Source organism: Pedobacter sp. R20-19, from assembly GCF_000708265.2.
GTDB lineage: Bacteria > Bacteroidota > Bacteroidia > Sphingobacteriales > Sphingobacteriaceae > Pedobacter.
In genome coordinates, this window is sequence record NZ_JCKI01000003.1 from 602,907 (window position 1) to 623,776 (window position 20,870).

Annotated in this window: 14 protein-coding genes; 12 read left to right on the forward strand and 2 right to left on the reverse strand. The window is 35.7% G+C overall.

From position 1 onward, the window contains the following. Positions 1–597 precede the first annotated feature (597 nt). Together AN34_RS10165 and AN34_RS10170 are read left to right on the forward strand one after the other, a co-directional pair. Positions 598–1,779, forward strand: a complete 1,182-nt coding sequence (locus AN34_RS10165) for an AIR synthase-related protein (protein ID WP_029284945.1) — start codon at positions 598–600, stop codon at positions 1,777–1,779. Positions 1,780–1,902: 123 nt separating this feature from the next. After that, entirely contained in the window at positions 1,903–2,697 is a 795-nt protein-coding gene (locus AN34_RS10170) for a S1/P1 nuclease (RefSeq protein ID WP_029284948.1), read from the forward strand. Positions 2,698–3,412: 715 nt separating this feature from the next. Here AN34_RS10170 and AN34_RS10175 read toward each other — a convergent pair. Then, the gene (locus AN34_RS10175) at positions 3,413–6,733 is read right to left on the reverse strand and encodes a carboxypeptidase regulatory-like domain-containing protein (protein WP_029284950.1); all 3,321 of its coding nucleotides are present in this window, start codon (positions 6,731–6,733) and stop codon (positions 3,413–3,415) included. A 699-nt stretch (positions 6,734–7,432) separates the two neighbouring features. On the opposite strand from AN34_RS10175, the gene lpdA reads away from it, so the two are divergent. The 9 genes from lpdA to asnS all read left to right on the forward strand — a co-directional run bounded on the left by lpdA (position 7,433) and on the right by asnS (position 17,486). Continuing rightward, complete coding sequence (gene lpdA / locus AN34_RS10180; protein ID WP_029284953.1) at positions 7,433–8,821, forward strand: dihydrolipoyl dehydrogenase; 1,389 nt, start codon at positions 7,433–7,435, stop codon at positions 8,819–8,821. Positions 8,822–8,972: 151 nt separating this feature from the next. Further along, on the forward strand, positions 8,973–9,812 hold the full coding sequence (locus AN34_RS10185) for an MBL fold metallo-hydrolase (protein ID WP_029284954.1): 840 nt from the start codon (positions 8,973–8,975) through the stop codon (positions 9,810–9,812). Next, a complete protein-coding gene (locus AN34_RS10190; protein ID WP_029284956.1) occupies positions 9,813–10,373 on the forward strand; it encodes a GNAT family N-acetyltransferase in 561 nt (186 codons plus the stop codon). A 135-nt stretch (positions 10,374–10,508) separates the two neighbouring features. Next, the gene (locus AN34_RS10195) at positions 10,509–10,868 is read left to right on the forward strand and encodes a hypothetical protein (protein ID WP_029284958.1); all 360 of its coding nucleotides are present in this window, start codon (positions 10,509–10,511) and stop codon (positions 10,866–10,868) included. A gap of 277 nt (positions 10,869–11,145) precedes the next feature. Beyond that, on the forward strand, positions 11,146–11,673 hold the full coding sequence (locus AN34_RS10200) for a ferritin (protein WP_029284960.1): 528 nt from the start codon (positions 11,146–11,148) through the stop codon (positions 11,671–11,673). Between the two features lie 690 nt (positions 11,674–12,363). After that, positions 12,364–13,812, forward strand: coding sequence for a circularly permuted type 2 ATP-grasp protein (locus AN34_RS10205; protein ID WP_029284963.1), 1,449 nt, complete (start codon positions 12,364–12,366; stop codon positions 13,810–13,812). A 9-nt stretch (positions 13,813–13,821) separates the two neighbouring features. Further along, complete coding sequence (locus AN34_RS10210; protein ID WP_029284965.1) at positions 13,822–14,757, forward strand: alpha-E domain-containing protein; 936 nt, start codon at positions 13,822–13,824, stop codon at positions 14,755–14,757. Positions 14,758–14,792: 35 nt separating this feature from the next. After that, entirely contained in the window at positions 14,793–15,791 is a 999-nt protein-coding gene (locus AN34_RS10215; RefSeq protein WP_029284967.1) for a transglutaminase family protein, read from the forward strand. Positions 15,792–16,037: 246 nt separating this feature from the next. Beyond that, positions 16,038–17,486 (forward strand): asparagine--tRNA ligase, encoded by a 1,449-nt coding sequence (gene asnS / locus AN34_RS10220; RefSeq protein WP_029284969.1) that lies wholly within the window; start codon positions 16,038–16,040, stop codon positions 17,484–17,486. A 574-nt stretch (positions 17,487–18,060) separates the two neighbouring features. Here the strand turns inward: asnS and AN34_RS10225 are convergent. Next, positions 18,061–19,722, reverse strand: coding sequence for an FMN-binding glutamate synthase family protein (locus AN34_RS10225; protein WP_029284971.1), 1,662 nt, complete (start codon positions 19,720–19,722; stop codon positions 18,061–18,063). Between the two features lie 83 nt (positions 19,723–19,805). On the opposite strand from AN34_RS10225, the gene AN34_RS10230 reads away from it, so the two are divergent. After that, positions 19,806–20,426 carry an L-threonylcarbamoyladenylate synthase gene (locus AN34_RS10230; protein ID WP_029284973.1) on the forward strand — a complete coding sequence of 207 codons (621 nt, stop codon included), beginning with the start codon at positions 19,806–19,808 and terminating at the stop codon, positions 20,424–20,426. Positions 20,427–20,870: the final 444 nt, after the last annotated feature.

A 20,870-nucleotide genomic window follows, 5' to 3' on the forward strand; every position in this document is an offset into this window, starting at 1 on the left:
TAGTAAAACTAAAAATGAATACTAAAACCAATCTCCTTTTGGCTATGGATTAACTTAAATGCTCTTTCATTCCTTATATGGTAAAACATTAAATATTATCTCTCGAAACATCAAGAAAACTTAAATTTCTAAAGTGGTAGCACACAAAAAAGAATGAAACCACTCTCCTTTTGACTATGGATTAAACCTTAAATATTCTTCCATTCCTTATATAGTAAAACTTTACATATTTATCTCCCGAAACATCAAGAAAACTTAAATTTCTAAAGTGGTAGCACACAAAAAAGAATGAAACCACTCTCCTTTTGACTATGGATTAAACCTTAAATATTCTTTCATTCCTTGTATAGTAAAACTTAACATATCTATCTCTCTACTTAAATTTCTAAAGGTGGCAGAACACAAGAAAGGATAATTAAAGCATTCTCATTTAGCGATAGATTAAACCTTAAATGTTCTTTCATTCCTTATATGGTAAAACTTACATATTTATCTCTCTACTTAAATTTCTAACGTGGTTAAACACAAGAAAGAATGATTAAACCATTCTCCTTTTAACTTTAGTGTTTCCCTTCAAAAGCTTATCTTTGCCGCAACATGAGTGATAACAGGTACAATCAGCGTGGCGTTTCTGCCTCAAAAGAAGATGTGCATAATGCCATCAAAAATATTGATAAAGGAATTTTCCCAAAAGCATTTTGCAAAATCATTCCTGATGTTTTAGCTAGTGATGAAGCCTATTGCAATATCATGCATGCAGATGGTGCTGGCACAAAATCATCACTCGCCTACGTTTACTGGAAAGAAACAGGTGATATTTCTGTTTGGAAAGGTATTGCTCAAGATGCCATCATCATGAATATTGACGATTTGATTTGCGTTGGTGCTACCGACAATATTTTGCTTTCCTCAACAATAGGCCGGAACAAAAATTTAATTCCTGGCGATGTAATTGCTGCTGTAATTAACGGAACAGAAGAAATTCTGGCTGATCTCCGCGAACAAGGAATTTCCATCTATTCAACAGGCGGTGAAACAGCTGATGTTGGCGACCTCGTAAGAACTATTATTGTAGATTCTACAGTAACCTGTCGGATGAAACGTGATGAGGTAATTAGTAATGACAATATTAAACCTGGTGATGTTATTGTGGCTTTAGCTTCATACGGACAAGCTACATATGAAACAGAATATAATGGTGGAATGGGTTCTAATGGATTAACTTCAGCCCGTCATGATGTTTTTGAGAAATCAGTAGCGAACCAATATCCTGAAAGTTTTGATCCGGCTGTGCCATTTGATTTGGTCTTCTCTGGTCAAAAGAAATTAACCGATGAAATCGAAATTAAAGGTTTTGGCAAAATTACCGTAGGAAAGCTGGTTTTATCCCCTACCCGTACTTATGCACCGGTAATAAAAAAAATATTAGCTAAACATCGTCAGCAAATTAATGGTATTGTACATTGTAGTGGTGGTGCACAAACCAAGGTACTCCACTTTGTTAATGATGATATCCATGTTATTAAAGATAATCTGTTACCTGTTCCACCATTGTTTTCTTTGATTCAAGAACAATCAGGTACAGACTGGAAAGAAATGTATAAAGTATTTAATATGGGTCACCGCATGGAGCTTTATGTACCACAAGAGATTGCTGAAAGCATTATTGAAATCTCAAAAAGCTTTAACATAGACGCACAAATAATTGGTCGTGTAGAAAAAGGCGAACAGAAACAAGTAACAATAGAAAGCGAAAAGGGGACTTTTATTTACAATTAAGATTTTACAATTAAATAATTGAATAGGCTTTGGATAAAACCAAAGCCTATTTTTTATTGGAGGAGAATTGTAATATTTCTAAGTCAAGAAAAACCAGTCAGCACAGATTAATATCTTCGTGGCATGAAAAGAATAATTGTAGCATGCGTACTCATATGCATAGCATTCCTTTTTGGCTCATGGGGCTTTTTCGGACACAAAACTGTTGCTTCCATTGCAGAAAAACATCTAAATGATGAGGCTAAACAAGCTGTTAAAGAACTGCTAGGTAAAGAAACCTTAACAGATGTGGCATCCTGGGCTGACGAGGTTCGCAATCAACCAGAATACAAGAATACATCCGGATGGCATTTTGTTAATCTACCTTTGGGCTTAAGCCGTCGAAGATTCAAAGATTCCATTCAAAGCTTAAAAAATGAAAACCTGTTAACAGCACTTGCATTAAATGAATCAATAATCAAAGATCGAAACGCGACTAAAGATCAGAAAATTATTGCTTTAAAATTCATCGTGCATTTAGTGGGAGATGCCCATCAGCCCATGCATGTGAGCCGTGCTGAAGATAAGGGTGGTAATACTATACAGGTTCAGTTTGATGGAAAAGGAACTAACCTGCACTCTCTTTGGGATAGCCGATTATTAGATCATCAGGGACTTAGCATTACACAGCTTGTAGCAAAAGATGATGTAGGTAAATTCAGAATAAGAAAATGGCAAAGGGCCTCACCAATCGACTGGTTATATGAAAGTTATAAAATCAGTTCAAAGCTTTATCAGGAAGTTGAAAAGAATAATAAATTAGACGAGGCATATTACCAATCTCATATCGCTATTGCAAATAAAAGAATAGAAATGGGCGGGATCCGTTTGGCTGGAGTATTGAATGAGCTGTTTAGGAATGGCGTTCAATATAAATAAGTAATTACAAAAGCCAATCATCTAAAAGCTTCTTGAAACCATTCGGGAAGCTTTTTTGACTATTCCAATAGCTTGGATTATAAACCTACTTTCTGCTGTAATTTGACATGATCAGCAGTGTCTCGGCAGACTATTCATCTGGACCTTGTTCGTATCTCGTTCGTCTCTGGTTCGGCAAAAGCAATTCAATAAACGATAGCAATACAGTGTGAAGATTAACTTAGTCACATACAGTTATGGGTAATACCTTAACCAATATACCGTAATCAACAAATCAGTTGTAACCAATATAGAATTTATATCAAAAAATCTTACCCTTGGGTTTTGTTAATATCACAGATAAATTGCTCCAATAAATCCCGTTAAATTGCAAAAAAGCTTCGCAAAATCATTTGCGAAGCTTTGAAGAAGGTAGACAAATCTGTTCTTTTAAATCAAAAATGCTCTCTCTATTTTTCAGAAAACTAATTCTTTAAATCTCTCACCCTTTGCTATCTTTTATAAACAGATGCCAACCATGTTTTTCTACCTCTTACACCTTTGTATTAGCATATTTGGCATGTTTGTTTAAATGTTCACTATATTTAATTATTGTTTTTCTTAATAGGCTTAAAAATCATTAAATCATATTTTCATATAAATGGCTTTGCTTATTATAAAAAAAGCCCCAACTTTTCAGTCAGGGCTTCAAGAAAATTATTGTATGAATTAATTATTAATTAAAGTTATAACGAACACCAAATTGCATGTAATAAGTAGATGATATTGTTTGAGAAGTGCCGAAAGTAGTTCTCGTTAAGTCATTACTGGTAGCCCCCATTCTAAATGTTGGCTTAGTAGTATTACTAATAGATGAAACATTTTGCGGAACTAATATAGCACTTTGATTAACAAAATTTACGTTACCCCACTTGCGGTTCAATAAATTTCCAACATTAAAGATATCAACTGTAAATTGGAATGAATTTTTTGTATTACCAAAGTTTTTGAATACTTCCTGCGTTAATCTAAAATCAAATTGATTTCTCCAAGGAGATGTACCACCATTACGTTTAGCATACTCGCCTCTATGTTTGCTTAAATAATCATCCTGTGCAATATATGCTTCGAATGCATCACTTTGCTCTTGTGCAGTATATGCTCTTCCGTAACCTGAAGTTCCTGCTGGAATAGCTACGAAAGTAATTTCAGATGCATCTCTTGGAATGTAAATCAAATCATTGCCTGATTGACCATCTCTGTTGAAATCAGAACTATAAGTATAAGAGAAACGACCTTGTTGGCTTCCTTCATAGAACAACGAAAATGAAGTAGCAAGATTACCAAAATACGCTTTTCTATAAGAAATATTGGCGATAATTCTATCAGGGTTTAAGTTACTTGAATAACTTAAAGTTGGTGTATTTGGATTTCCAGAAGTTTGTGGAATTGACCATAAGTTTAACAGCTGATCACCACCACCGTCGCCATAGTTACGTTGATCAGATCTAGTATAAGCTACCATGGCTGATAATCCACCCTGAAATTGTTTTGTCAATTGAGCAGTTGCTTGCCAGTTATAACCACCTTTAGCATTTGTCATTTGAATTACGTTGAAGCCAGATGAACTTGTAGCTGCGGCTGTAGTAGCAACTTGCCCTGCAGAAGTTAAAGAAACATTCTGTCTTGCAAATGTTGAGCTAGGAAACATTGGTCTGGTATCACCATAACCACTGATAGCTAAATTAGTTGGATTAACTAAATTGATATTCTGTGCAACTGCTACATTTAAATCTCTTCCATAAATACCTTCTAAAGTACCAACGATACCCCATGGTAGTTTTACATCAAATGCTAAACTAGATTTCCAGGTTTGAGGAAACTTCAAGTTTGGTGACATTACACTAATGCTACTCGGAATTGAAGATCCAGCTGCTGGAGCTGTTGATAATAAATTAGGCGCAATACTAGGATTAAAATATGGAGTATTTGCCTGACCAGAATAAGTTTGGGTATATTGTAATAAACCAGCATCACCCGATTGAGATACAATCCAAACAAATGGAATACGACCAGTAAAAATACCAGTACCACCACGAACTTGAAAAGATCTATCTCCAAATACATTCCAGTTAAATCCGAAACGTGGAGAGTAAGAAATTCTGTTTTCTGGTAAAAGGCCAGTATCAACTTTTTGACCTGCAAAATTTAAACCTGCAACTAAAGGATGTGTTCTAACTTCTGAAACATCGGGATAAGATGCCTGTTCAACACGTAAACCAGCCGTTAATTTTAAACGATCCGATACCGTAAATTCATCTTGCAAGTAAGCAGAGTATTGATTGAATTTAAAACTTGGATAAGCTTGTGAACCATCTGCTGTTAATGGATAAGTAACTGCATAATTTGCAGGTTTTGCATTGTTTACAAAATCAGCCCATGAATTAAATACATAATAACCTGTACCAAAACGTTGGAAACCGTTTTTAGTTGTACTGAATTCTGCCTGCAAACCTAAGGTAATGTTATGTTTACCTAAAGCCAAGCTTAAATCATCACTATAAGTATATCCCTTAACATCTCTTAAGTTACCATAAGTAAATGGCTCATAACCGAAAGTTGTAGCAACATTAGTACCATCTAATATATCAACCAAAGGAAAGGGAGAACTATCAGATGTTCTAGGATCATTTTGATGTGAATAAGTAGCTCTTGCCACGTTAGTTATTTTACTTCCAAAAGATGAAGTTAATTCAGCTACGCCTGAATATAAGTTGGCAGCTTGATAATAATTAGAATTGAAAAAAGATAAAGCGTTAACTGAAGCTCTGTTTGATGTAGCACCAAATGTGATACCAGAACCTGTAGTTGAAGTACTTAAATTTGAAGGCGATTGACTTTCAACTTGGTTATATCTTACACTAAACCGATGATTTTTAGAGATGTTCCAATCTAAACGGGCAAACATTTTTTCATTATCGCTAGTATTAGAATAACCTTGATAAGGACCTGTTTGATAACCATATTTAGCATTTAAATAAGAAGAAACAGTATTTAAAAAATCTGCTGTTGGCTTAGCAACTGTACTGATACTACCAAAAGGCTGACTTAAAGTAGCAGCGATTTTAGTAGTACCTGGCTGAATGGTATGTTTTTTCTCATAATTCACAAAGAAAAACAATTTATCTTTTACGATTGGCCCACCTAAACTAAAACCATAATTTTTCTCGTCAAGTTTTTGAAGCGTTTGAATTCTGTAGGTTTCTCCGATTCTTTTACCTTGTTGATCATCACCACGCATGGTATAAAAAGCATTTCCAGAAAAAGTATTAGTTCCTGAGCGGGTAACAGCAGTAACAGAACCACCCGTAAAACCAGTTTGACGAACATCAAATGGCGTTACATTAATGGAGATTTGCTCTAATGCATCAATTGAAATTGGAGATCCACCAGCAGGAATATTTTGACCAATACCAAATTGGTTATTAAAGTTTGCTCCATCAACTGTAAAGTTATTAGAACGATAATTACCACCACCGATTGAAGTACCATTTGCTTGTGGCGTTAAACGCGTTAAATCATTAACACTACGTGAAATGGTTGGTAAACTTTGAATTTGTGTTTTATTAATAACAGTTGAAGTACCACTTCTGTTCGAATTCAAAACACTATTTGCACTTTGTCCTATTACTTTTACTTCACTCAAAGTCGAACTGTTATCTACTAATATTGGGTTCAGCACAAACGGCTCACCTAATTTTAAATAAATATCGGTAGCTTTTTCTGGTCTGTAACCAACAAAACTAATTTCAACTGTGTATGGGCCACCTACACGCATACCACCAATAGTAAAACGGCCATCATTATTTGTTGACACAGAATAAACTGTTCCGGTTGGGGTATGGGTAGCTTTTACACTTGCACCAGGTAGGGCACCTTTGGCATCCTTGATAGTACCTGTCATTGAAGATGTAGTTACCTGTGCATTTGCAACAGATATAAAACCTACAAAAGCAAGAACAATTACTACAATCTTAAATAGTAAAGTTTTTTTCATCCTTTGTTTTTTAATGTTTTTGTTGTTGAATAATAAATTGGGGTGATTTTATTGCTGCAAATGTATGTATTAAAATTTAACACATTTTAACATGCAATGTTAAATTTACGTTAACAAACTCAAAACTTTTCAACAATTCAGTTCTCTATTTAACATCATAACTTTCACTTTATCAAAGGATTGCTTAAACAACTAAATAATTACCATAAAACTGAATTAAAACTTAAAAATAATGCAGTAAATTCTAAATAAATCTAACAGTTCACTAATTATCGTTCTTAACGATCATGATTCTTAAGGATTTTACCAAACAATAAAATACATCCATATTAATTTCTTATAATAAGAAGTAACAATAAGAGGTTTTGACATAATTGGAATTAATTTATTAGCGTAGGCAAATTTTCTGGAATACTTTTTAATAAATGGCAAAACAATATAAACCATACGGAGGAGCCTTAAACAAAACCTCATTGTAAATTTTGTAGTTTTTACATTACTATCGAAATAATCAACGCATCAATTAACATTTTTTTTTTAGTTTTGGGCTGTTGTTGAGTAAATGAAAACGCTCAGTCAGGTAATATCAGAACATTAAAGATATCCAAAGGAGATCAGCCTGTTCGATTTGTGACTTTTTCATTAGAAGTTTACATCAATAAAAGAAACAATTAAAAAGCAAATCTCTATATAATAGATATGAATTACGATGTTATTGTTTTAGGCAGCGGCCCAGGTGGCTATGTAGCTGCAATCAGAGCCTCTCAATTAGGAATGAAAGTTGCTATTGTAGAGCGTGAATCACTAGGTGGCATTTGCTTAAACTGGGGCTGTATCCCAACTAAAGCGTTACTAAAAAGTGCACAGGTTTTTGAATATATTAATCATGCAGCAGATTATGGAATCACTACTGCCGAAGCGACTGCAGATTTTGCAGCTGTAGTAAAACGCAGTCGTGGTGTTGCAGATGGTATGAGCAAAGGCGTTCAGTTTTTAATGAAGAAAAACAAGATCGACGTGATCATGGGTACTGGTAAAGTGAAACCAGGAAACAAATTAGAAGTTAAAGGTGCTGATGGTTCTCAAAAAGAATTGACAGCTAAAAATATCATCATTGCTACAGGTGCCCGTTCAAGAGAATTGCCTAACCTGAAACAGGATGGCAAAAAAATCATCGGCTATCGCCAGGCCATGGTACTTCCAGAATTACCAAAAAGCATGGTTGTTGTAGGTTCAGGCGCTATAGGTGTTGAATTTGCCTATTTCTATGCTACAATGGGCACTAAGGTAACCATTGTTGAATTTATGGAAAACGTTGTACCTGTAGAGGATGAAGATGTTTCTAAGCAGTTATTGCGTAGCCTTAAAAAAGTGGGTATAGATGTGATGACTTCTGCTTCGGTGGAATCAGTAGACACAAGTGGTTCAGGTTGTAAAGTTTCAGTTAAAACAGCTTCAGGTATGCAAACCATCGAGGCAGACATTGTACTTTCTGCAGCTGGAATTGTGGCTAACATTGAAAACATTGGTTTAGAAGAAACTGGAATCAAAACTGAAAAAGGGAAAATTGTTACGGATGAGTTTTATAATACTTCGGTAAAAGGCTATTATGCTATTGGCGATGTGGTTAGCGGACAAGCGCTAGCGCACGTAGCATCTGCAGAAGGCATTATCTGTGTAGAAAAAATTGCTGGTCAGCATGCCGAGCCTTTAGATTATAACAATATCCCGGGCTGTACTTATTGCACACCTGAAATTGCCTCTGTTGGTTATACAGAGAAAGCAGCGAAAGCAGCAGGTTATGAATTAAAAATAGGCAAATTTCCATTTTCTGCCTCAGGTAAAGCAAGTGCTGCCGGTGCAAAAGATGGCTTTGTTAAATTAATTTTTGATGCTAAATATGGCGAATTATTAGGCGCACACATGATTGGTACTAACGTTACTGAAATGATCGCTGAAATTGTTGTTGCCCGTAAATTGGAAACTACAGGTCATGAAATGATTAAATCGGTTCACCCCCACCCAACCATGAGCGAAGCCATCATGGAAGCTGCTGCTGATGCATATGGTGAAGTGATCCATTTGTAGTCATTAGTCATTAGTCATTAGTCATTAGTCATTAGTCATTAGTAAAAATCACAAAACCCTTTAGATTGTTCTAAAGGGTTTTGTAATTTTACCGGTTTATTTCCTAACCACCTAACCACCTAACCACCTAACCACCTAACCACCTAACCACATGAAACTCCACACCATCAATACCGGGCTTTTTAAATTAGACGGCGGCGCAATGTTTGGCGTTGTCCCTAAAACCATCTGGCAAAAAACCAATCCTGCTGATGCAAACAATTTATGTACCTGGGCTATGCGGTGTCTGTTGATTGAAGATGGAAACAAACTTATTCTTGTAGATACGGGAATTGGAAATAAGCAGGATGAAAAATTTTTCAGTCATTATGATCTGCATGGAGACGATTCAATGGAAAAATCTCTCGGTAAATTAGGTTTTAATCTATCGGATATCACAGACGTGTTCCTCACGCATCTTCATTTCGACCATGTTGGTGGAGCTGTAGTTCGTGAAAAAGATAAACTCCTTCCATCTTTTAATAAAGCTACTTACTGGAGCAATGAAAAACATTGGCAATGGGCTATTGAACCGAATGCACGTGAGAAGGCCTCTTTTCTTAAGGAGAACATTTTGCCCATACAAGAAAGCGGACAACTTAAGTTTATAGATCAAGTAGAAAATATAAATTGGCAACCAAACATCAACATTGGTTTTGCTTATGGCCATACTGACGCGATGATGCTGCCAAAAATCAATTATAAAGGAAGAACAATAGTTTATGTGGCAGACCTATTACCTTCTGTTGGACATTTGCCATTACCTTATGTGATGGCTTATGATATGTTTCCTTTGAAAACACTAACTGAAAAAAAAGCTTTTCTCGAAGAAGCAGTAGATCAGAACTATATCTTATTTTTAGAACACGATCCCATTCATGAATGCTGTACCCTTCAAAGAACAGAAAAAGGCGTGAGAGTAGCAGAAACCTTTAACCTGAGCGATATTTAAATGATCAGGCCAGCAGAACCTTCCGATTCGAAATTTGTTGTCCCACTAATCATTCAGGCCATGGATGAATTGGCTGGTAAATTTGCAAACTCCAGTGATCCCAAAATCATAGAACAATTATTTGAACATTTCTTTAAACAAAAACATAACCAATATAGCTACGAGAACACTTTAGTATTTATAGAAAATGATCAGGTATTGGGCTCGATTAATGCTTATGATGGAGGCAAACTCTTTGAATTGAGAAAAACTTTCCTAGATCACCTGACCAAAAATTATAATCTTCTAAATTTCCATCCAGAACCTGAAACAGAGGCGGGAGAATTTTACCTGGATACCATTAGTGTTCATCCCGAAGCCCAGGGAAAAGGAATTGGTAAGGCTTTAATTAAAGCTGGCATTGAATGGGGAAAAAGCATGGGCCACAAACGCATCGGCTTGTTAGTGGAAATGGAGAACCAAAAAGCTTTAAAACTCTATCAGAATAAAGCATTCAGCATACAAAATCAAAAATTATTTATAGGCGGCTTATATTATCACATGGTCTACACCATTCAGTAACCTGAAATTATACTTAATAGCTTATCTTTAATGATCCTATCGATCTAATATGACAGAGCATTACAATAAATGATAAAAGATTTTTTTTTACATTTTATTTGTATTTAATCTAAATAATGACCAGTTTTGCAAGAGATGGAAAAAGCGTGTATCGATATTAATCAATTAATTAACGTATTCTCAAACTACGAAGGGGCGGTTTATCAATCTGATAAGCTAAACTGCTTTTACGTAGATTTTGGCGGAAAATTTGCCCGTTACAATTGCCTTTCACTTCAAAAATTGAAGAAAGTTGTAGAGGAAATCGATATCGAGGCACTCCTACTCAATACCCATAGAGCCGATTTCGAGTTGGTTACCTTTAATGGATGTGAGCATGTCTATTTATTAAATGCATTAGAAATTATTGCCTTAAAAGATTTATTGCATGGTACTTTTACCATGTTTAACTTAAATCATATAGTGAACGACTGCCTTTACAGGCTGGTTTATTAACCCATAAGTTCGTTGGCAAAAGATTGATATTCATTACATGATACTATTCAATGATAATTGTAGGCTGTTAAAGCCAGCTATCCCCCTGTCTCCCAATTAGTATCCGTTTGGCGTTATTACCTTCTATCTTCAATTTACTTTCACATATCTTTATCACTATTTAAACTCATTATAAATACCTACTTATCAGCAATTTAGACTAATTTCATATAGTAAATAATTTACAATAATGAACAATTCTGTGTTACATTTGTATTGTTATTAAAGCACAGAAATTATGAAAGATTTAATGCGTATTAAATGTTTAATATCTGAGGATATTGAAACACTTTTAAATCAGCAGATTAAAAAGGAGGCACACTCTTCATCACTATATTTATCAATGGCATCATGGTGTAACCAAAATGGTTATGACTTCTCTTCAGATTATTTCACTAAACAATCTGAAGAAGAAAGAATGCACCAATTGAAATTATTCAAGTATGTTTTAGATATGGGAGGAAATGCAATCTCTCCTGAAGTTACCGGCATTAAAACGGACTTTGCTGGATTCAGAGAAGTTTTTGAAGATGCCCTTGAAGCTGAAATTGCCATTACACAAAGTTTTAAAAACTTAGCTTCAAGATGTTTGAAGGAACAAGATTTTGTAACAATGGAATTCTTAAACTGGTTCTTGAAAGAACAACGTGAAGAAGAATACAAAGCCCGCCGTGCTTTAGAATTGTTCGAAGTAATTGGCGAAGAAGGAACAGGAAGATGGGAAATTGACAAACATGTTAATGATATCACCTATTCAGAAGATTAATTAATCACTAACAAAACATATAATTGAAGCTATCTTGATGAAAATTGAGATAGCTTTTTTCATATATAACAATTTCAAATTCTATTCTTACATATTCTTACCGAGTTCATGCATAAACCAGCCTAATGATTTATAAGTGAAGAATGCTTAAAAAAGAAAGCTTCCAAATGTTACCCCCCATCTATCGGTTGGTATCTTAACAACCAAAACTAATTCCTATAAATTCAATGGTATTAACAAATTGAAGAGATAAAACTTAGGGCTAATAGTATATACCAATCCATAAGTTAATTTCAGAATATATTATTATTTACTTTAAGCATAAAACTTATAGAAATGCTTTAGAAAAAGAAAGCTTCCAGTGGGTTACCCTGGAAGCTTCTTTTGGTTTAGGTTGTTTGGTTTATGTTGATTATGAATAAGTCTTTCTAGATCTGTAAAAAAAGCGCCGTTGCCAGCGCTTTTTTTAAACCAAATATATAATAATAATTAACGAGCATTCAAAAGTAGCAATTTTATTGATAAAATCAAGACATTTATCAATAAAAATAAAATAAATTATTAAAATAATTAATGATTACATCAAAATAAGCATTAAAAATTTAAAATGAAACAATAATCAATAATTATTTTGAAATTAAATATGATTTATTCACTTAAAATCATACTTTAAGGAAATATTTAAGTCAAATGATCGAAAATTTTATAAAAAATTACTTAAATCACCCGCAAATTTATGATGAAATGTTTTTAAGTAGTGATCATTATCGAAATCACTATCAAAACTTCATCAATAACTTTTCAAAAGAATCACTTGAAAATTTAAACAAGAAGGAAGAATTAGCTAAAAAGCTCTTTATGAGTCAAGGTATCACCTTCACTGTTTACGATAGTGGTGAGGGTATAGAAAAAATTTTCCCTTTTGATATTATTCCACGAATCATCACCTCCAGTGAATGGGCATTTATAGAAAAAGGAATCACACAACGGCTTAAAGCATTAAATCTTTTTTTAAAAGATGTTTACAGCAATCAGTTTATCCTCAAAGATCAGATTGTACCAATCAACGTAATTTATTCCTGTCCGCATTTTTTAAGAGAAATGCACCATGTAAACGTTCTACACGATATTTATATCCATATTGCTGGTATCGATTTAATTCGCGATCATGATGGTACTTTCTATGTATTGGAAGATAATCTACGTACGCCTTCTGGTGTAAGTTACATGCTAGAAAACAGGGAGATCACTAAAAGACTTTTTCCTGATTTAATTCCGCAGTGTGGCGTAAGGAGCGTAACAGAATATCCGGCTATTCTCTATAAAAATCTCATGGCACTTTCTCCCCGGGCCGTCTCCAATCCTACCATTGTATTACTGAGCCCTGGCATGTACAATTCTGCATACTATGAACACACCACATTAGCACGTTTAATGGGTGTAGAATTAGTAGAGGGCCGCGATCTGGTGGTAAAAAACCATAACGTGTTTATGAAAACAACCACAGGACTGCAACAGGTTGATGTTATCTACAGGCGGGTAGATGATGATTATCTAGACCCGTTAGTATTTAACCCGAACAGTGTATTAGGTGTTGCAGGTTTAATGGGCGTATATCGCAAAGGAAATGTGGCTATTGTAAATGCAGTAGGAAATGGTGTTGCCGATGATAAGGCCGTTTACACTTATGTTCCGGATATGATTAAATACTACCTGAATGAAGAACCCATTTTAAAGAATGTACCTACTTACCAATTGAGTAACCGTGATGAACTTGATTATGTTTTCGCTAACATCAACAAAATGGTTGTAAAGAAAACCAATGGAAGTGGCGGTTATGGAATGTTAATGGGACATGCGGCATCAGAAGAAGAAACCGAAGCATATAAAATCGAGATCCTCAAAGATCCAAGAAATTTTATTGCCCAGCCCACCATCAGCCTTTCATCTGCACCGTGTTTTATTAATGGCAAACTGGCGCCAAGAAGAATAGATCTTCGCCCTTTTGCTTTAAACGGACCTGATGGAATTTCAATTGTACCTGGCGGATTAACGCGTGTAGCCCTCAAAGAAGGCTCGCTGGTGGTAAATAGTTCTCAAGGTGGAGGCAGTAAAGATACCTGGGTTTTAACTTCTTAAATTACAGATATGTTAAGTAGAGTAGCATCAAGCTTATATTGGTTAAGCAGGTATGTAGAACGCAGTGATGGTATGCTGCGCATGTTAAAAATCAATTATGCCTCCTCACAAGATACCATTCAGGAGTTTACATGGAAACCTGTCATTCGGATTTTTTCTTCGGATGATGAGCATGAACTTTTGAATATCCAGCACGATAGCAGAGCGGTAATTGAATACTTACTATTAAACAAGGAAAATCCCAATTCGATTTTAAATATTGTAACATTGGCCAGAGAAAATGCCAGAAGTGTACAAGAACATATTCCAAAAGACCTATGGCAATGCCTGAATGAATATTATCATACCGTAAAGGATGAAAAATTGCTATGGTATGTGCAAAAAGACGACCCCATTACTGCCCTGGACATTTTAATTAAGCAGGTAATGCTCTATCATGGAACGGCAGATAGCACCATGGAACGTGGTGAAAGCAGAAGCTTTATGAAGATTGGTAAACACCTGGAAAGAAGCATCCAATCAATCGATATTTTAGATATTAAGTTCAGTTCCATCAGCACCAATCCCGATTTACTTACAGATATAGCCTATTGGAAACACTTGCTACTTTCGCTAGGTGGCTATGAACTCTACCTTAAAACTTACAGACAGGGATTTGATGCTAAGAACATCATCGAATTGGTGATGCTTAATAACGATTTCCCAAGGTCTGCACTTTATTCGATGAACAATATTGAGCGTTATTTCAGTAGACTTAAAAGTGAAAGCAATATTGCAGATTATAATAATTTATCCTTTAAAATAGGAAGGCTAAAAAGCATGATTACTTACAGCTCAGTAAATACCATGGCAGATGATCAGCTTCATCTTTATTTAACTGATATTAAGACAGAGCTTTTTGGTATCGGGAACCTACTGAACGAATATTACTTTGCAAATTCATAATGCAATGAATTTGTACCCTTACTTAACCATTTATTATGCCAATATTTAAAATCAAACATATTACCAATTACAAATATGAATTGCCTATTCGTGATAGTGCAAACCAGATTATCCTGTTCCCCATTAAAGATGATTTTCAAAAAGTGGTGAAACATGATTTGAATATATCTGGAAGTCCGGAAATAGAAATATTTATCGATTATTATGGAAATGAAGTAGGCACATTTACTCAAAATGAACCACATAACCAGTTGAAAATATTTTCAAAGGTTTGTGTAGAGACTTTCCCAAAACCACTTCCGCAAGACGATATGTTTAGCAGTGAACAATGGAATAGTTTGGACTTGATGAAATATGAGGTCCCATACATCGATTACCTTCGTCAGGAATCCTTTGATGGAATTATTCAATTGAAAGAAACGGCACAGCAAATTAAAACTCCCGAAGATACCCCCTATCAAACCGCTATTAAATACTGCGCACATGTTTTTCAGCATTTTGAATACATCAAAGGAATCACAGCAGTAGATACCACTATTGATGAAATTTTAAAACTAAAAGCTGGTGTTTGCCAGGATTTTGCACACGTGCTTACCGCAATGCTACGCTTAACTGGGATCCCTGCACGTTATGTAAGTGGATATATTTGCCCAAATAAAGATGGCATGCGAGGTGAAGGCGCTACCCATGCATGGGCAGAAGCTTATATACCTGAATATGGGTGGTTGGGCTTAGACCCTACAAACAATTGTATAGCCAATGAAAAGCATGTTCGCCTGGCAGTTGGACGCAATTTCACCAATTGCTCTCCGGTAAAAGGAGTATATAAAGGCGGTCTTGAGCACATTATGGAAGTAAATGTATCTGTTGGCTATAATGATGACGACTTTAGTGATAATGAAAATTATTTTCAGCCGAAAGAAGTCAACTATTCAAAACCATCAGAAATGGCTACTGCAACAGCCATTAAACAAAACAGTTACCAGCAATATATGGAAGCAATGCAACAACAGCAACAACAGCAGCAACAATAAACCAGAATTTAAGGATTAATCATGATGAAAGTACCTAAAACTAAACTCAAAAACAGGGTTATAGGACTTTACGATAAACCTATTTAAAACTAAACTTTCTAAAATCATCTGGTAGATAGGTCAATTATTAACTTGGCAGTTTATTAAAAATCAGGCAATAAAACAATTAGCCAATTCAACATTTTAACTAATTCCAACAATTTAACCTCATTTTTTCATAAATTTGCGCCTTTTACAAATAACATTATGATTAAGAGACAGCAAATTAAAGATTTATTAAAATCGACTGCATTTGGCACAGAAGTAACGGTTATGGGATGGGTAAGAACTTTCCGTAATAATCAGTTTATCGCTTTAAATGATGGAAGTTGCATGGGCAATATCCAGGTGGTAATCGATTTTAATAATTTACCTGATGAGCTGTTGAAAAGAATCACCACTGGGGCAGCTATTTCTGCCACCGGAAACCTGGTTGAATCATTAGGAAAAGGTCAGTCAGTAGAGATTAAAGCTACAACTGTTGAAATTTTAGGAGATAGCGATCCTGAAAAATTTCCTTTACAACCTAAAAAGCACAGTTTAGAATTCTTACGTGAAATTGCGCACTTGCGTTTCCGTACCAATACTTTTAATGCCGTATTTAAAGTACGTCATGCTTTGGCTTTTGCCATCCACCAGTTTTACAATGAACGCGGCTTTGTGTATATGCATACGCCAGTAATTACAGCCAGTGATGCTGAAGGTGCAGGTGAAATGTTTAAAGTAACTACTTTAGATTTCGACAATACGCCACGTACCGAAGATGGAAAAGTAGATTTCTCTCAGGATTTCTTCGCACGTGCAACCAACCTAACCGTATCCGGACAGCTGGAAGGTGAATTAGCTGCAATGGCCTTTGGAAAAATTTACACTTTTGGACCAACATTCAGGGCTGAAAACTCCAATACCACCCGTCACCTTGCAGAATTCTGGATGGTAGAACCTGAATTTGCTTTTGCCGATCTGGAAGATAACATGCAACTGGCAGAGGATATGATGAAGTATGTAATCAAATATGCTTTAGATCATTGCAAGGAAGAACTGGAATTTTTAAATACCCGCCTTGCGGAAGAAGATAAACAAAAACCTCAGAATGAGCGCAGTGAATTTACCTTATTAGAAAAATTAGATTTCTGCTTAGCAAATGATTTTGAGCGTTTAACCTATACAGAGGCCATTAAAATTTTAAAATCATCAAAACCAAACCAAAAGAAACAATTTAAATATTTAATTGATGAGTGGGGTGCTGATTTACAAAGCGAACACGAACGTTTTCTTGTTGAAAAGCATTTTAAAAAACCAGTAATTTTAACAGATTATCCAGCTGACATTAAATCATTCTACATGCGCCAGAATGAACCTGATGCAGAAGGCAGACAAACCGTTGCCGCAATGGACATCCTCTTCCCTGGAATTGGTGAAATGATCGGCGGTTCTCAACGTGAAGAACGCCTAGATCGTTTAACTAAAAGAATGGAAGATTTAAACATACCTCAGGATGAACTTTGGTGGTATTTAGATACCCGCCGTTTTGGTACAGCGCCACACGCTGGTTTCGGTTTAGGTTTCGAACGTTTAGTATTGTTCGTAACTGGTATGACCAATATCCGTGATGTCATTGCTTTCCCAAGGTTCCCGAAAAATGCAGAGTTTTAGGGTTTAGGGTTTAGGGTTTAGGGTTTAGGGTTTAGGGTAAACAAACCTGACGATATAGGAGTTCAAGCTTTTAAAGGCTTGAACTCTTTTTTTTATCCATTCCACCCCCATTTACAGAAAAAACTACTTACTTGATGATTAAGTTGGTTGGCAGCCTATAATGTGTTATTTCTAGGGATTAATATGGAGAAAAATGTCGCTAATTCACGTACTTAGCGCAGAAAGCTTGTACGAAAAACTAACAAACTCGTCCTTGTGAGAAAGGCTTTTTCAGCTGACGAAGCAATCTATTTAGCGAATTAGATTGCTTCGTCATTTCGAGCATAGCCGAGAAATCTTTGAACTCTAACCTATCGGTTGGGTGTCTCACCAACCTAAATAATGACTTCGTCGTTCCCCCTTGCAATGACGACTCATCTGTTTATAAGTCTGTTTGGTATTTCAGCAATCAGTAGAAAAATCTATTCCTCTAGAAAGATTGCTTCACTCTAACGGCTAAACCCTGACCTTCAGTTCGCAATGACGATAGCACATTTAACCAACCTATCGGCTGGCGTCTCACCAACCGAAATAACTATCTTCCATCATCATGCATGGTATCGCTATAAGGATTTGCATGTGCATAATCTACTGCCGAAACCTTATAATCTGTCGGTGCAAAACTTTGCGAAGTGCTTAGCGCCATTCCCAATTCAAAACGGGTTGGATATGGAGTTTGCAATAAACTTCCGGCAGGAATATAAGGAAAACTTTCCAGGTAACTTTGCATTACACTTGAGCTTACGCGACGATTGATATAAGCCCTGCTTAACTGGTGAGGTTCACGCAAACCCGCAGCACCTAATAATTCAACCGCACTCGCCACCGTAAGGTTATGAAAATTTTTCACGCGAACCGTTTTATCCTCCACAACCAAACCCTTCATCAAGCTCTGATCTTGTGTGGCTACCCCCGTAGGGCAAGTATTGCTGTTACATTCTAAAGCCTGAATGCAACCTAAAGCAAACATCATCCCACGAGCTGCATTACATAAATCTGCACCTAAAGCAATATTCTTAACCAAATCAAATCCTGTTGCCACCTTACCAGAAGCAATAATTTTAATGTGTTTTTTAAGATCGAAACCATTTAACACATCATAAACAAAGGCAACACCTTCACGCAAAGGCATCCCAACTGAATTTGAAAATTCCTGAGGCGCTGCACCCGTTCCACCTTCTCCCCCATCAACAGTAATAAAATCAGGGTAAATACCCGTTTCAATCATGGCTTTACAAATGGCATAAAATTCACTTTTACGACCAATACATAGCTTGAAACCCACTGGTTTTCCACCTGATAAGTCTCTAAGTTTTTGCACAAAGTCCAATAAACCAGTTGGTGTATTAAAGGCAGAATGTGCTGGCGGCGACAATACATCTTTACCTTCTGGCACCAAACGAATGCGAGCAACTTCAGCCGTTACCTTTTTTGCAGGCAACATTCCACCATGACCAGGTTTAGCCCCTTGTGAAAGTTTAATTTCAATCATTTTAACCTGATCTGAATGCGCTCGTTCTGAATAGGCATCATAATTAAAAGTTCCGTCATCATTTCGGCAACCAAAATAACCAGTTCCTATTTGCCAGATTAAATCACCACCTGGTTTACGGTGATAATCACTAATACCGCCTTCACCCGTATTATGTGCAAAGTTCCCCATCTTTGCACCACCATTTAAAGCCAAAATAGCATTCTGACTCAATGAACCAAAGCTCATGGCTGAAATGTTATATATACTGGCAGAATAAGGTTTTTTACAACCCGGACCACCAATTTGTACCCTTGGATCTAAATTTAATTCGTGATGAGAAATGGCTGCAATACTATGGCTTAACCACTCGTAACCATTTTCATATACGTTTAATTGGGTTCCAAAGGGAATAGTATCATTATCTGTTTTGGCTCGCTGATAAATTAAAGAGCGGTTTAACCTGTTATATGGGGTACCATTGGTATCACTTTCTACAAAATATTGGTAAACCTTTGGCCTTAACTCTTCCATGAAATACCTTAATCTACCAAATACAGGATAGTTTCTAACAATGCTATGCTTAGGCTGATATAAATCATAAACACCAAGAATTACAAAGGGTCCGGTGAATAAAAATGTCCACCATAAAAAAGGATGATATAAGCCCAGCATAATGGTTAGGGCAATTAAAAATGCGGCGATGGCCACGAAAGCTTTTCTCATAACAATAGATTAGCGTATGTTTTGTTCATACAAAGATTATGATTATTAAACAACCGACACCATTAAATTGTTATTTTTACGCTATGCTTATTAAAATCTATCCAGAAAACCCCAACGAGAAAGCCATTCAACAAGTAGTTGAAGTATTAAAGAAAGGTGGCTTAATCATTTATCCTACCGATACCATTTATGGTTTGGGTTGTGATATTACCAATCCTAAAGCTATTGAAAAAATTGCACGCCTGAGGGGAATTAAACCTGAAAAAGCGAACTTTTCTTTTATTTGCCATGATTTAAAGCACATTTCTGACTATATAAAACCTATTGATAATACCGCATTCAGAGTGCTGAAAAAAGCATTACCCGGGCCATTTACTTTTATTTTCAACGCAAATAACAATGTGCCCAAACTGCTTAGTTCTAACAAAAAAACAGTGGGGATTCGTGTTCCTGATAATAATATTGCACGTGCTATTGTACAAGAATTGGGTAATCCTATCCTATCTACTTCCATTAAAGATGACGATGATGTAATCGAGTATTCTACTGACCCTGAATTAATTCACGAAAAATATGAAAACCTGGTAGACCTGGTAATTGATGGTGGCTTTGGAGATAATGAAGCATCAACTGTAGTAGATTGTACCAATGGCGAATTTGAAGTAATCCGTGAAGGAAAAGGCAATATTGAAGATTTCATGTAACCTCACTACCCATTCACTCATTCTTTCATTAACTCAACCATTCAATCATTCATTAAATCTCTCATTCATTCAACCATTCTCTCATTCAATCATTAAATCATTCAGTAATCACTAAAACTTACCAACATCACTGTTAATATTCTGATAATTAACTAAATTTAAATCATCAATGGCTAACTATCATTGATTACCAAACACAACTAATTTAACATCCCCACAATATTAAATTAATATCCGAACCCTATTTTTACATCCTAAACATCCCATATGCAGAAAAATCTACTTCAATAAGCTGCTTTTCCAGCTAAATTGTTTCGCTACGCGATTCAATTTCCAACTTATTCAGGCAATATGATAAGCTCCTTAGTGGCATTATCTTGCTATGGGTATTCAAATGATCCAACAATTATCCTTAACCCATTTATCGGTAAGTTTTAAGCGTGT

What these genes read in the sequence shown, in the direction of transcription:
- AN34_RS10185 (WP_029284954.1), top strand. Translation starts at nt 8,973, where the DNA reads ATGAAACTCCACACCATCAATACCGGGCTTTTTAAATTAGACGGCGGC.
- AN34_RS10225 (WP_029284971.1), bottom strand. Translation starts at nt 19,722, where the DNA reads ATGAGAAAAGCTTTCGTGGCCATCGCCGCATTTTTAATTGCCCTAACC.
- AN34_RS10165 (WP_029284945.1), top strand. Translation starts at nt 598, where the DNA reads ATGAGTGATAACAGGTACAATCAGCGTGGCGTTTCTGCCTCAAAAGAA.
- AN34_RS10215 (WP_029284967.1), top strand. Translation starts at nt 14,793, where the DNA reads ATGCCAATATTTAAAATCAAACATATTACCAATTACAAATATGAATTG.
- lpdA (WP_029284953.1), top strand. Translation starts at nt 7,433, where the DNA reads ATGAATTACGATGTTATTGTTTTAGGCAGCGGCCCAGGTGGCTATGTA.
- AN34_RS10205 (WP_029284963.1), top strand. Translation starts at nt 12,364, where the DNA reads ATGATCGAAAATTTTATAAAAAATTACTTAAATCACCCGCAAATTTAT.
- AN34_RS10190 (WP_029284956.1), top strand. Translation starts at nt 9,813, where the DNA reads ATGATCAGGCCAGCAGAACCTTCCGATTCGAAATTTGTTGTCCCACTA.
- AN34_RS10200 (WP_029284960.1), top strand. Translation starts at nt 11,146, where the DNA reads ATGAAAGATTTAATGCGTATTAAATGTTTAATATCTGAGGATATTGAA.
- asnS (WP_029284969.1), top strand. Translation starts at nt 16,038, where the DNA reads ATGATTAAGAGACAGCAAATTAAAGATTTATTAAAATCGACTGCATTT.
- AN34_RS10230 (WP_029284973.1), top strand. Translation starts at nt 19,806, where the DNA reads ATGCTTATTAAAATCTATCCAGAAAACCCCAACGAGAAAGCCATTCAA.
- AN34_RS10170 (WP_029284948.1), top strand. Translation starts at nt 1,903, where the DNA reads ATGAAAAGAATAATTGTAGCATGCGTACTCATATGCATAGCATTCCTT.
- AN34_RS10175 (WP_029284950.1), bottom strand. Translation starts at nt 6,733, where the DNA reads ATGAAAAAAACTTTACTATTTAAGATTGTAGTAATTGTTCTTGCTTTT.
- AN34_RS10210 (WP_029284965.1), top strand. Translation starts at nt 13,822, where the DNA reads ATGTTAAGTAGAGTAGCATCAAGCTTATATTGGTTAAGCAGGTATGTA.
- AN34_RS10195 (WP_029284958.1), top strand. Translation starts at nt 10,509, where the DNA reads ATGGAAAAAGCGTGTATCGATATTAATCAATTAATTAACGTATTCTCA.